The sequence below is a fragment of the Cognataquiflexum rubidum genome, from assembly GCF_022538115.1.
Taxonomy (GTDB): domain Bacteria; phylum Bacteroidota; class Bacteroidia; order Cytophagales; family Cyclobacteriaceae; genus Cognataquiflexum; species Cognataquiflexum rubidum.
Genome location: NZ_JAKZAL010000035.1, coordinates 22,818 through 35,739, shown reverse-complemented (window position 1 = coordinate 35,739; position 12,922 = coordinate 22,818). Strand labels below are relative to the sequence as shown.

The 12,922-nt window shown below is 38.0% G+C and carries 10 protein-coding genes; 1 reads left to right on the top strand and 9 read right to left on the bottom strand.

Annotated elements, in window-relative coordinates:
- Positions 1-105 precede the first annotated feature (105 nt).
- Complete coding sequence (locus MMU05_RS22165; RefSeq protein ID WP_241143843.1) at positions 106-360, top strand: hypothetical protein; 255 nt, start codon at positions 106-108, stop codon at positions 358-360.
- Positions 361-433: 73 nt separating this feature from the next.
- Here MMU05_RS22165 and MMU05_RS22160 read toward each other — a convergent pair whose 3' ends face one another.
- Genes MMU05_RS22160 through MMU05_RS22120 form a run of 9 tightly spaced genes read right to left on the bottom strand, consistent with a single transcriptional unit; the run spans position 434 to position 12,866 of the window.
- The gene (locus MMU05_RS22160) at positions 434-1,741 is read right to left on the bottom strand and encodes an McrC family protein (protein ID WP_241143842.1); all 1,308 of its coding nucleotides are present in this window, start codon (positions 1,739-1,741) and stop codon (positions 434-436) included.
- A complete protein-coding gene (locus MMU05_RS22155) occupies positions 1,741-3,606 on the bottom strand; it encodes an AAA family ATPase (RefSeq protein WP_241143841.1) in 1,866 nt (621 codons plus the stop codon). Before MMU05_RS22155 ends, MMU05_RS22160 begins: the two co-directional genes overlap by 1 nt.
- A 1-nt stretch (position 3,607) precedes the next feature.
- A complete protein-coding gene (locus tag MMU05_RS22150; RefSeq protein WP_241143840.1) occupies positions 3,608-4,315 on the bottom strand; it encodes a CBS domain-containing protein in 708 nt (235 codons plus the stop codon).
- Between the two features lie 19 nt (positions 4,316-4,334).
- A complete protein-coding gene (locus tag MMU05_RS22145) occupies positions 4,335-5,300 on the bottom strand; it encodes a hypothetical protein (protein ID WP_241143839.1) in 966 nt (321 codons plus the stop codon).
- A gap of 58 nt (positions 5,301-5,358) precedes the next feature.
- Complete coding sequence (locus tag MMU05_RS22140; RefSeq protein ID WP_241143838.1) at positions 5,359-6,222, bottom strand: FRG domain-containing protein; 864 nt, start codon at positions 6,220-6,222, stop codon at positions 5,359-5,361.
- A gap of 3 nt (positions 6,223-6,225) precedes the next feature.
- Complete coding sequence (locus tag MMU05_RS22135; RefSeq protein ID WP_241143837.1) at positions 6,226-7,191, bottom strand: hypothetical protein; 966 nt, start codon at positions 7,189-7,191, stop codon at positions 6,226-6,228.
- Positions 7,192-7,203: 12 nt separating this feature from the next.
- Positions 7,204-7,605 (bottom strand): hypothetical protein, encoded by a 402-nt coding sequence (locus MMU05_RS22130; protein ID WP_241143836.1) that lies wholly within the window; start codon positions 7,603-7,605, stop codon positions 7,204-7,206.
- On the bottom strand, positions 7,602-12,251 hold the full coding sequence (locus tag MMU05_RS22125) for an Eco57I restriction-modification methylase domain-containing protein (protein ID WP_241143835.1): 4,650 nt from the start codon (positions 12,249-12,251) through the stop codon (positions 7,602-7,604). The genes MMU05_RS22130 and MMU05_RS22125 overlap by 4 nt, the downstream gene beginning before the upstream one ends.
- A 15-nt stretch (positions 12,252-12,266) precedes the next feature.
- On the bottom strand, positions 12,267-12,866 hold the full coding sequence (locus MMU05_RS22120; RefSeq protein WP_241143834.1) for a hypothetical protein: 600 nt from the start codon (positions 12,864-12,866) through the stop codon (positions 12,267-12,269).
- Positions 12,867-12,922: the final 56 nt, after the last annotated feature.

Below are 12,922 nucleotides of genomic sequence, written 5' to 3'. Positions count from 1 at the left end.
ATCACAAAATCAAGACAAATAAATAGCTATATTTCAACTACTTAATTTACACCTAAAACATACCCGCACAAAACAGGAGAAAAAAACTCTTGGGGTGAATGGGATTTGGCTGATCATACATTTATTTTCAACCACAATGATCGTGGAGACATCATGTTTATTCGGCCCAACGGAGAAACGGATGTATTAAGAACTATATCTGACGCTGAAGACGGTAAAAACGAAAAGGGTGAAGAATTCCAATTTGTAGAAGCCCAAGATGAGGCTGGGAATATTAGTAGTATAGTATTGTTTTCAAACCCAAAAATTGGACTTATCCTAAAATTGGAAAATTTAAAAATTCAATTTGCTTATTTCTAAAAATGAATTGCCTGCTTGGAGTTTATTATAACCAACAAACTGTCCATTTACAACTTTATAATACATTCCCATATTAAGTCATCATTGTAGGTATCCATATTCCAAGTTTATAGGTTCCAAAATAATCATTTACTGGAAATTGGTGAAGGTTATCCGGTATTTTTTCAAAACCATTTTCCATATCAGGATAGATAATTAAACAGTCTATCAAAGTCCCTTCATCAAAACCAAAATGGTTATGTACTTTTTTCAACCTGGCATAGCCACTGACCTGCCTTATATCTTCTGTGACAAAATGATGAGAATATTTACTCTTGTACTTGGCATCAATGACCATTTGATATCCATCTGAATTTAAAATAAAGTCAAGACTATTGGCCCTATCTCCAAATTGATACAGCATCTGGCTTTTGATCGGGAACCTATTCCTCAACTTCCCCAAAACATACAACTCAAACAGCTTACTCATATCAATCCAAAACGGAGGTGTCAAAATGGTGTCTTGGTCTTGGATAGTGTTGAGGTTATAGCTAAACCGCTGCAGGATCAGCTTTGCAAGTTCGATTGCCTTCTCGTAGTTTTTATAAAAGGGATTAAATTTGAGATGCTTGATATCATTTAAGCCTACTTCCTCTGAAACATCCTGAAATGCCGGCTGGATATAGTTGAAAGTCTCTTGGAAAAAGGGTTCCTGGGACAGCCCTTTGAATGTAGTCATGTAACGCCTGATATAAACCAAAGCCTTTTTCAATATCCTGTTTTCAATGCCATTGACCCCAAACTCCTCATACTGGCAATACGTATTCAGGTTCTTGTTTTTGACCAAATTGTGTTTGATAGTTTGACCCACCAACACTTTCCCTTTGACCTTGGCATACAGGTTCTTTTCAACTTTGTAATAGCTTTTCTTTAAGCCCTTTCTAACGATATCCTTTACCAAATTCATGAACTGAATCATGATCAAGGGTGAAATCAAGTCCTGTTTCCGATTCAATGGTATCCAAGGACTGTCAAACTTGATTTCAAAAAGCTCTTGGGTATGATCACGGACTTCTGGTTCCTGAAGGGCCTGAAAGAGCATATTAAGTACATCCACTTCAACCAAGTCTTTCGACTCATCAATATGTTTTATCTCTACTCCTGTTGTTGGATCAAATCGGGTATTGAGTTTGGATTCGACATAAAACCATTCATTCTCTAAATGGGGAAACCAATCAGCTCCAACATAGTAGGAACACTCTACATGAAATAACCCTGATTCCTGATAAAATCTTGCACACTTTGCTTCTGTACTATTCAGGAAAACAATATCTGATAGTGACTTACCTTCCAAAGGAGCCTTTACCACACTTTTGATATGTTCCCGATATAAGAATTTCATCAAACAGATAGATTTTCAATGTCCTCAGAAACAGATCCTTTCAGTATGCCATCCTTGACATATTCTCGTAAAAGCGGCTTGATCTCGTATTCGAGCTTTAGGTTGAGGGTTTTCTCATCTTCAGCTAAAAAGTAGCTATGCCCCAACTGAACATCCTTGGCCTCAAAATCTGAATTCATCCGATCTCTTGTGAAGAATCCACCTACTTTTTGGAATAAAGCCAATGCCTTTCCTTGTGTAATCATATCTTTTACCACATCTCTTATCGGCTGATCACTTGGCGGGACATCCACAAAAGCAAACCTTCTTCTAATCGCATAATCAATGTGGCCAACACTCCGGTCGGCTGTGTTCATGGTACCGATGATATACAAATTTGGTGGAATGACGATTCTCCGCGATCCGTCAACCTCATACATTGATTCCACAACCTCCCCACGATATTCTAAACCATATATCAATTCTCCTAAAACAGAGGGTAGATTGGCACGGTTGATTTCATCAATTATTAAAACATAAGACTGTTCTGTAATGGGTCTTTTATCCAAATCAGAAACGCGCTTCCCATGAACAAAATCATTGAATAGGTTTAATACCCGTAAAAAATAACTGGCGTGCTGCTTTGCAAGACCTGAAACATTGGGATTTGCCTTAATGTCTTTTCTTGAATTTGTATCAGAAAGAAAAAGAGTTTTAATATCTGAGAACAAGAGACGTTGACCCGAAGCTGATTTCCAGTTATCTCCGGTGTACCTAACAGCATCATCCTCAACGCGAAATAAATAAGTTGTTGTCCCTTCTAAAAACCGTTTTCCATCATGGCTTTCTATTTCAATCTCTAAAAAATCTTGAAATAACTCCAAGTATTTATCCACCTCCTGCTCTTTTGAAAGCTGTTCGGGTGTTTTCCTTGAATCTTGATAATTCAGCCAAGCTTTTTGGGAAATTTCAGCAAATACTTTATTGATGGACCTATATGAAACTATGCCCTCTGAGGTATCTGCAACAATTCCTCTGACAAAATCATCATATGAATAGGCAGGATGAAACTGCAATAGCTTAATTTGCTTTTCCTGAATTTTCTGTAATACATACCAGGAAAACCCTTCTCTATAGCCCACGATTTTTGTTTCAGAAGATTTATCCCATGGTTGATCTACTATATTCTTTCGTATCTCTCTCAAAAAAACTGGATAATCATTTTCCGAATTTGATATTTTAATCCTTATGGTATCTTCTTTGATAGATACAACCAAAAACGTCTGCAATAGATTTGGGTCATTGATAAAAAGATTTGGGTAAACCGCCTCAAATATATCCTGGTCTGAAACAGAATTTACACTGATCATGTTTCCTGCGATTTCCTTTGCCAATCGCGTTTTACCTGTCCCGGGAGGGCCCTGAAGGATGATCTGTTTTTTGTATTTCAATAATTCAATTATATGATTTTTCATTTTTCCAGATTGAATAAGCTTATACCATTTTAAAATAGATTTGGTAGATTCTGCATCACCATCTTGATCGCACCGGGTAAGCGTACCTCTCGGTGAGACTTTAAGACGTAATTCGGTACTATACCAATCCAGAATCTTGACTTTTCGTCTCCGAACCAACCAATCAAATTCTTTATCTTCGTAGGATTCAAAATAAGGGCCTACTACTTCTACTAAAGCCACAAACTGGGTACCATTCTTAATTGCTACAATGTCGCCTTCTACCATTTTTTGCTCAAAAGCATCCTGCTGACCTGCTTGTTCAGTGTCCCATTTATTAAGCCCAATTACTCCCCTACTGATCAAAATTTGTTTTTCGATCTCTACAGGGCTATTAGGCTGGTGCATTTGCATGTGCCAAAAGTTTCTCATATCAATCCATTAAATATTCTGCGATATCTTCAATACAAACTATCCCCATCAGCTTCTCTGTAGATTTGCCGCTATGGGTAATGATAAGGCAGTCAAGTTTGCTTTTCTTATCCTTCGATGCTTTTACATAAATTTCAGCTGCCTCAAATACTGTAGTATTCCTTGAAATCAAAGCATAGTTTTTCGGAGTTTCAATAAAGGAAATCAATTCTGCTACTTTTACCCCAGGAAGAATAATCTCTTCATGTTTCATTTGTCCAAAAAGCCACCGGGAAATGGTATTTGTGGAAATCATCTCAATGACAGATCCACTTTCATCCAAGACAGGTGCTTGCGAAAAGTCAAAGGTTTTCATTTTATCCAACAATTCTATCAGGTCGCTTTCTGTTGTGACAGCATAAACCTCAAACAGGAATTTCGGAATGACCTTCAATGGGTTCTTGAATTCCTGTAATATCTTTTCTATCAGTTCTACAGTTTCAAAATGCGGTTCAGCTATGGCTGCTCCACCTTTAGACTGATGGCTGATGGCATTTCGGAGGCTTCCCAATTGGTATAAGTCATCCACATACCTTCTGACTACTGAGTTTTTGTTGAAAAGTTCCCTCACTTTTGAGGAAAAGGCTACATAATCTGTATGGTTTAATTCCTTGGCAAAAACTTTGTCCAGGTCATTATAAAAGTCTAAAAATTTTTGGGCGTTGGTCATTTATTTAAAAATTTGATAGTTATAAACCTTCATTTTCTTCGTCACTTTCAATTAAAATGACCGAACATGCACGATTTTCTTCATCTATAAAACTTCTATTTTGAAAGCTATTATCCATATTTGGGAGTTTTTCATGAAAATCAGAAAGGATTGATTTAGCATCAGCTTGGAAAAAACATAAGCCATCACTTTCTGCGGTAGTAATTCTTGGAAACTCAGAAATTCCGATATTCTTTCTTTTACTCGAAACCTCTTTTGCAATTTCGAGCAGGTCCCAAATCATTCTTGTCCAATCATCTTTCGTAGATGTAGGATCATTTTCTACAATCCTTCCAGATTTAAATTTAATGAAGTCAACCAATTCATCAGATAATCTATTGTCAAGATTCAAAATTTTGGCTGGAACTTCACAACCCATTGGAAATGTTCCCGGGTGCCCAGAAAGTCCGTAAAATGGATGATCATCAATCATCAAATACTGGGCACCATCATTGATAGTTTTGGGTAAAACATCTCTCGTTTGTCTATTCAAAGTCCCGGCGCTTTTATAAGTGAATTGGGGCCATTTCGTATATAGCTCGAGTTGATGTTGGTCTCCGGTGGATACTTTGGAAATCAGACTTTTTGAAATTTTTGCTTGAAACAGCAAAGAGTTCATGAGCCTATTCCCCATTTTGTCTTTATATAAGTAAAGAAATAAAATATCACCTAACTCGGGGTTTTTTCCAAGTCCTATATCGACTACAGGTTTTTGATGGCAAAAAATTCCTGTAACGGAAAACTTTTTTCTGGGGAAGACTGCATTTAAACAATTAAAAAGGGTTGGTGTGAATTTTAAACATAGGGCAGCAATAAAATCGGGCTCCTGAGGTTTCGTGCCAAGAGTTTCGCATTTTTCGGTAACGAATCTAACTGAATCCAGAATCGCATCATGTAACAATGATTTCAAAACTTTAGATTTTTTTTTTACCTCTGTTGCTCTCATAACCCCTTTATGTTTTCAAGATAATATCCACTTTTTAAAAAAAACTAACTTCTTCTTTCTACCTCAAAAATTCCTTTTCTATAGGTTCCAAAAGTTTTAGAATTTTATCATTTTCCTGATATAACTTCTCCCTTGGAATCCTTTGAAACCCAGCTCCCCAAAAATCTTCAATAATTGGAATTTCAAATTTGGCAATCAAACGTCTATTAAAATCAAACTGATTGGAGCGATTTGGATCATCCAACTTGTAATTTGGAAATGGACCGGCCAAATATCCTTCTTGAAAAAATGGCCTCTGGGCTGAAGGAGGACAGACGTTTAATAGTCTAAGGTTTACCAATTCCTCAAATGAATTATAACCTATTGCGTCACTCTGCCATGGCATACCTAACACATACACTATTCCAGTACTTCCCGTATTTCTATCAAATGCAAAAGAGCACGCCACATGTATAGAATGTGTTAAGTCTACCAATGGAGTATCGCACTTTTCATAGTGTTGAAGTAATGCCCAAGCAATTTCACGATAGCTATTGACCATCCTTGTTCCTGCAAATTTAATACTCGCTTTTCGAAATAACTCAACAAGCTGTTCTGACTTTTTCTCCAAAACTTCAAACCTTTTTTGCATCTTCCTTGGTTTTCCATTCTGATTCTCCCGGAAAATTGAAGGTGGAATTAGAGTGTGTCCAGCTTTATTTTTGTAATCCTTTCCCTGACCCCTATAATAAATGACGAATTCTCTGTTGTAGTGGAGAATTCTCGCTACGAGTCCAACAAGTTCATCATAGGTGTTAACCTTCATAGGAGGGCTTTTAAGAATTTCATCATGGCTGAATGGTTTAGCCCAATCCTTAATCATTCCTGATTTCCTTTCTGTCTCTAAATTGAGGTGACAAAAAGACTTTTCGATTTTCCTCATTTATCAAATTTTTATAAAAACTTCAATCTTATCCATCAACTTCTGTTTCAAATCAGGCCCATCTACCCAAACCAAATGCTGATAATTTCGGGTATCAAAATGTGCAGTCCCAATATGATCCTCTTGACATGTGTAAATAACTTTTTGTCCACGTCCCAAGGCATAGCCGGCCTCGAAGTAAACGCCAGACTTATGGTGAGTAAAATCGGCAATTGTAAATTTGGCTTTTTTAATACCTGAAAGTATTGCGTCATTTATAGTTACATCACTTTCTATCTGCTGAGCAGAAACAATAAATGCTTTGAAACCTGATTCTTTGATTGCAGGTTCGATCCATTCGTTAAAAACTTGAAACATTTTAGAGTCGAATGACATAGCCACAAAACAAATATCCGAATCCGAAATTTTCAATAGATTGGAAGCCCTTTCCCAGCCTTCTAAAGTCAAGGCAATTGAAATGTCGGCTGACTGGTCATCTTCTTCTTTAATCCAATTTTTTTCTAATGCTTCATTAACAAGATTTGTAAGTTCCTCCTGATTGTTTACTCCAATCTTCCTCATAATTTTTGGATCATAATCCCAATCTTCCCTGAACAAAAAACACTGCCCCAAAAAATCAGAGTGCTTTTTAAGATAAAAAAGAATTTCGTCAATCTTCTCTATTGGATTAAATGGAATACCAGAAGATGTTATCAATGCCTCCAATATGTTTCGATCAACTACAATATTTTTTTTCGGCCAAATTTCATTGTACAAAAGGTATTCAATTTCTCTTCTATTTTTTTTCCAAAATGGTTGATCGTTATATAGCTCCTGTGATACTACCATAAGCTTATCATTCAGGTCAGAAAAATACCAATAAGTAGCTTCTCCGTCATATTCAAGATCAAAGTCCATAAAACCCAAATCGGTCTTACTTGATTGCTCTCCTGTTAGTGGGCACAAAGCGGCATGAAATATCTGTTTCATAGATAGAATGTATTAACAAATAGTAATTCCTTTGATACGATTTAATTTCTTTCCTCCGTACCTAAAAGTATAGCAAAATTTTTCGATATTTAAGGACTTTGATTTCTCAATTATCAAAGGCCACACCCTTAATACGGTCATGGCGAATTCAAAAAAATCCTGTTCTTTAGCCGGTTTCATTACAAACATTCGATATCCATCTTCCAAATGTTTCAAAGTTGATTCCGAAAGCCCCTTTTTGGACTCATCAATCGAAAGGAATACAGATTCATTCAATGAAAACTTGTTTTCTATACCATGACTCCAGCGATGTATTTCAATTCTCTTAGTCACCTGAAGAGAATGAATAGATTCCAAAGACTTAATTAAATGAGTCGGATAACTTGGATCAATTAGGATCTTTAGTGTTTTCATGATGTATAGGCTAAAATTGCGTTTACATCTTCCTCGCATATATCGTAAATTTCCTTCAGCAAGGCTACGGATTGTGGCCCTTGGTAAAATGATTTGACAACACTGATTTGTACACCTTCGGATTCTATCAAAAAGGGTTTTCCAGAAGCTAATTTTGGATCGATTGCTATTCTTCCATTTCCTTTGGAAGGAATCAAACGCTCGGCAATTCCATTCTTATTGAAAATAATATCCTTGAAAAATTCAGTAATAAATTGAAAATTATACTGTCCAGTACCATTCAGGGTAATATAATCCCCATTAGGAAGTTGGAAAATAATGGATTTACCTGCTACACTTAGTTGCTTGTCAACATTATTATTTGCAAAAGGATAGACCTTTCCGGTTTTTACACCCAAATCATACCTGGCTTTTAGGATATCTTTCAAATTGCAAAACTCCCTAAGAGTACCAATTACAACCAATTCGATAACGCCATGAAAACTAATTCTGGAACGTTCTATGTCGTTAGGATCGAAACCCGAAACCCCTTCATACTTTTCCGCAGCCAATTCTTTGAACCATCTTCTAACCTTATCTTTAGAAAAGCCCGAGATCTCAGCGGCATCCGCTATAGAGTAAATTCCTTCATGTAACCCAAACTCTTTCATAATATTCTGATTCTCTGGCTGGTTAAATAAATCTAAGGTTATTTGTGAATTTGGCATTAATGGTTTTTTCTGAGCGGTTTTTGGCTTTTCCTTTTTCATCCCAAACCACTGACTGGCTTCCAGTGGCACAGGCTGTCCTTTCTGATTGTAGAATGCTTCGACGTCCTCTCGCTTATGTAATCCCTGCTTGGCTTCTTCCTCGAAGTTCCGATGATTCAGTTCAAGCAGACGCTTCAGGATTTCTTTCCTTGCATCAGGATGGATAGTGTACCGTACCCTATCATTTTCAGGAAGGTAATCCACTTCATAAAAATCATGTCTTAGCTGAATATCGGTCCATCCATAAGCTTCTAATACGGCATCATCCATTTCTTTATGAAGTTCTCTTAGCTTAACAATTCCTTCAACTCCTTCTTTCCATGAACATGTCCCATCAGTTCTTTGTAGATGTGTCCAAAAGTTCCATGTGTTTTTCCCAAATTTTTTTTCAAATAAATTCCTTTCAAAACAACTTAGATCTATAGAACTAACCCCAATTACAATATCATTTGAATGGAAGGCATTGTAGGTTTTGGTTAGGCCCATATGAAGTTTAAGCATTAACTGGGATCTGTGATTATAATAGATTAAACCAATTTTTTCTAATATATTTTCTTGTTCAAGTTGTAATTCTTTAGGGAATGGAAAAGTATCTATGCATTCCCCATTTAAGTATCTTATTCTACTTTCCAAGGAAGATGAATACTTCCATGCCCATTGATCATGAAAAGTGTTTTGTAAAAATGTAAAAGATTTAAAATCAGATCTTGCTACAACTGTGTTTGCGACATCAAAAATAGTTTTGTAATCAACAAATGAATGGTTTACATATTTAGAAACCCTACAACTCACTAATACTCTATTTAAGGGGGAAATTGTGTGATATAATTTATCAGCTCGTTCAGCAAATTTCCACCAATGCTTTTTTCGAATTTCTCTGTTTACTTTTTCTCTTTCCGGTTTAACAAGCTCCTCGACAATTCTATATGGTTCAGTATAATTTTTAGCCTTTTCTTCAGGCCAATCAAAAAAATTAATAACCCACCTACTTGGGCTTTGATTCGGCCTGTTGTTTAAGTCATCTCCATTTAAGTAAGGGAATAGAACATCTTTATTTTTAGGGTCCTTTTCAATTAGGCTTAATGCGGTCTTGGACTCTAAAACAAAACCCTTTCCTAAAACTATTGTTCCTTGAAAACTTTTTCCTTCATTACTTTTAAGCCTAAATGGATTGCCCAAAGTCTCTGCATTGTCTAAATAAGGAGTTATTGTACTAACTTGTATGTCCCCTAATAAAAATGGACCCTTCCAAAGTTGTTTGGTAATTGTCACTAAGGCTACTTCAACTGCAGCCAAACCAGGCCATTTCATACTTTTGACAGCGTGATTTATCGTGCCACCCTTCTTGACAATCACATCTAATCCGTCTTCACGGGACTTTCCTTGAGCAATGGTATTGGTGGAAATAAGTGATTGAAAACCTCTTTCCTTTAGGATTTCAAAAGCCCTGCGAAAAAAGTATGTTACTAAATCAACCGCTCCAATAGGTGAAAATTCAAATTTGATAAATTCCAGAAAATTATCTCCAAAGTTCCCAGTAAGTTTTTGCCCCCCTAAAAATGGTGGATTCCCTAAAATGCAATCAAAACCTCCATCCTGAAAAACCTCAGGAAACTCCAGGAAGTAATGGAAGAAGCCTTTTTCCAGCGCCAAGGCTTCCGCTTTGGCTGGAGGCATACCGTAAGGAATGGTCTTATCCCGTAGGTATTTGCGGTAGATCCCATCAGTACAGATATAGCTTTTGTTGACAACTGTCTTGGGAATAAAGAACTGGGCTACCTGCATATCCGCAAGGCTTTTCAGCCTGGAATAGCTTCTTCCCTTACTCAGTTCGATAAATTTCTTTTGCTTGACTTCGATTTCCTCGGGTGTATTTTCAGGAAGGTTTTTAAATAGTTGGAATTTTTCTGCAGCCTGTTTCACTTCCTCATTGACATTATCAGGGTAATTTAAGGTGAGCTGTTCCTTTTGCTCCCTTTCGGATTTATTACGGCTCCGGAATTGGGTAGCAATAGATTTATCGTCTCCTGGAAGGGCTTTGAAAGCTTCATCTGCAATACCTCTCTCCAATTCTTCCTTATGGGCAAGACCCACAATGGCATCCCCGTATTTGATCTTGTGATCAAGGAAGTTCAACGGTTCGCCCGGGTTGTGGGCTTCCAGCCAAAGAGCCACCTTACAGAGTTCTACAGCAAGAGGGTTTTTGTCCACGCCGTAGATGCACTCCCGGATGACATCGCGGATGGCATGACGGAGTGCGGATGGAGAAGGTTGGTCTTCGCCCGACCTTACCTTGGCAAGTTCCGTCCCAATCCTCCGTGCTGCAGATAGCAGGATATGTCCACTGCCACAGGAAATGTCACAGACTTTGATGGCAAGCAGGGCCTTTTCCTGTAATTGGGATTTGGAAAGCCGTGGATTAGGATCCTTCAGTCTTTCTTCGGGTTTGGTAATACAGTCCTGAATGATGTATTCGAGAGAATGTTGGATCAATGGTCTGACCAGTTCTTCTGGAGTATAATGAGAACCAGAAGAAGAGCGCTCCGATCCTTGGATAAATCCGAAGTTTGGTGAAGTCTCCAACTCTGAGAAAACAGGCTCAAATTCCAGCAATCCCTGATAGACCGAGCCAAATTCCTCAACATCCAAGTCACCAAAGTTGACTTTGACCAATTGTTTTCTCTGCTCATCTTGAAAGTAACAGAGTCTGTGGATGACATAGAGCAGGTCTTCATTTTTAAGCTTCATCTCACTGAGGGGACCAAGTGCCGAGGCATGGAAAATCCCTGAACCAAGTGGCTTGATACCCAACTTCTCTCCGTATTTGGCAGATTCGAAAAGGTGGAAAGTGGATTTGAGATTTTCCCACAAGTCATGTTTACCACCTTCGACAAAGATCCTGCGTAAAGCGAGTTTACGGACCCGGTCCATGCTGTAATATTGGTAGTAGAATTTACGGAGCTTTTGAAGCCTGTCGTCCTTGATTTCAGGATAAACCAATCCCCTGTCTTCGGTCACAAGCAGGAACAAAAACCGGTATATCAAACGAAGCAAATACAGGTACATCTGTTTTCCTGTCAGCTCTTCCCTCGTGATACTTTCCCTCAGCTCAGCGTTTTCGGGATGTTTCAGAAATCCATTTCCCAAGCGTTTGATGGATGATTCTACGGCTTCACTGAGTTTTTCCCTGATTCTGGTTCCTGATGCGAGGGACTCTTGGTGGTAGAATTCTATGATAGAAGACTCTCCATTCCCTTTTTCTTTTGGCATGCGGGACGCGTGCAGTATCCTGTAGAGAATGGCGAAGTCAGCAAAAAGCTCCTCTTCCATCATCTTCTCCAGGTCAAACTCCAGATAAGTCAACCGGACAAGTCGTGTTGCATCACGAAGCAATCTCAATTGCCGGCCGTTGGTCACGATGGCAAATAGGTAGTTGTCTGTTTTATTGAGGTATTCCTGCAATAATCCATGAGGAGAAAGCCGTGGCCCTGAAGTTTCCCGTCGCTTGTCCAAGCTGTCATTGATGCCCATGATATGGACAGGAAAACCAGATAGGTTTGATGCTCTGTGGCTGATGGCGTAGGTTTTGCCGTCGAGATTTTCAGCGTTGGATTTGTCTACCTCGTACCCCAATGTCAACATGAAAGGAAGCATCCAAAAATTACGGGTTTCTGTGGTACCGCTTTCATCCTCAGGAATCCGTTCTCTTCTTACTTTAAATGATTGCCAATATCCTCTGGCAGAAGACCATGCCAATCCAATCTCATCCCTTACCTTGACGTTTTTGCTCAGGCCAAAGGACTCGGGATTTTGATACTTGATGTCTTCAGTCGTGATTTTATCAAGTATCTCACCGGAAACAATATTGCCTTGTATGGATATGCTGGGGAATGTCATTCTTGTTTCTTTCTTTTAAATGTTTGAATAAAGGCTATCAAATCGACCTCTTGCCGTTTCATCATTTTTTAGAATCTCAATAAATTCCTCAAAATCTGCAGTAATATCATTAAGAAGTTTGGAAGGACTAACTTTAATTGTCTCTTGATCAGGAAAGGATAAGCTATCATCAAAAATATTATTGATTAGGATTTGTCCCCTTACCATCCCATTGTGGAATAAGCCACAGCGAGCCTCAATGTAGAATCTGTCTAATTCGTTGTTTGCGAATCTGTTGGGGTATAATCGATGAAATCCATTTCGAAAAAACTCATTACTCCTGTTCCTACTTGATAACCCCGTCCTGTATTCTTGAGCTCCTTCGATATAGGAAAGACAAATCATTAAGACAATAAACCCTTTATTCCGGCTTTTATATCTAACCAAGTTTTGAGCCGGTTTAAGAAACCAATCTGTAACTTGGCGCTCATAAATTTTAATTTTGTCAAAAGGATCAGAGGGGTTTAATTCCGCAAGTGTTCTTTCATCAAAGACTTGAGGTGTCCCGTCGTCATTGATACGACCAATGATTTCAGGGGCAATATAGATAGGGTCTCTACGAAGTCTTTTAGGCATTTTTTCTATGTTTAAAATTGCATTCACTCCAAACCTTTTGACTATTTCTTCCGAAC

Coding starts and splice junctions, on each gene's coding strand:
- MMU05_RS22160 (WP_241143842.1), bottom strand. CDS start 1,741: ATGAAATTCTTATATCGGGAACATATCAAAAGTGTGGTAAAGGCTCCT.
- MMU05_RS22155 (WP_241143841.1), bottom strand. CDS start 3,606: ATGAGAAACTTTTGGCACATGCAAATGCACCAGCCTAATAGCCCTGTA.
- MMU05_RS22150 (WP_241143840.1), bottom strand. CDS start 4,315: ATGACCAACGCCCAAAAATTTTTAGACTTTTATAATGACCTGGACAAA.
- MMU05_RS22145 (WP_241143839.1), bottom strand. CDS start 5,300: ATGAGAGCAACAGAGGTAAAAAAAAAATCTAAAGTTTTGAAATCATTG.
- MMU05_RS22140 (WP_241143838.1), bottom strand. CDS start 6,222: ATGAGGAAAATCGAAAAGTCTTTTTGTCACCTCAATTTAGAGACAGAA.
- MMU05_RS22135 (WP_241143837.1), bottom strand. CDS start 7,191: ATGAAACAGATATTTCATGCCGCTTTGTGCCCACTAACAGGAGAGCAA.
- MMU05_RS22130 (WP_241143836.1), bottom strand. CDS start 7,605: ATGAAAACACTAAAGATCCTAATTGATCCAAGTTATCCGACTCATTTA.
- MMU05_RS22125 (WP_241143835.1), bottom strand. CDS start 12,251: ATGACATTCCCCAGCATATCCATACAAGGCAATATTGTTTCCGGTGAG.
- MMU05_RS22120 (WP_241143834.1), bottom strand. CDS start 12,866: ATGCCTAAAAGACTTCGTAGAGACCCTATCTATATTGCCCCTGAAATC.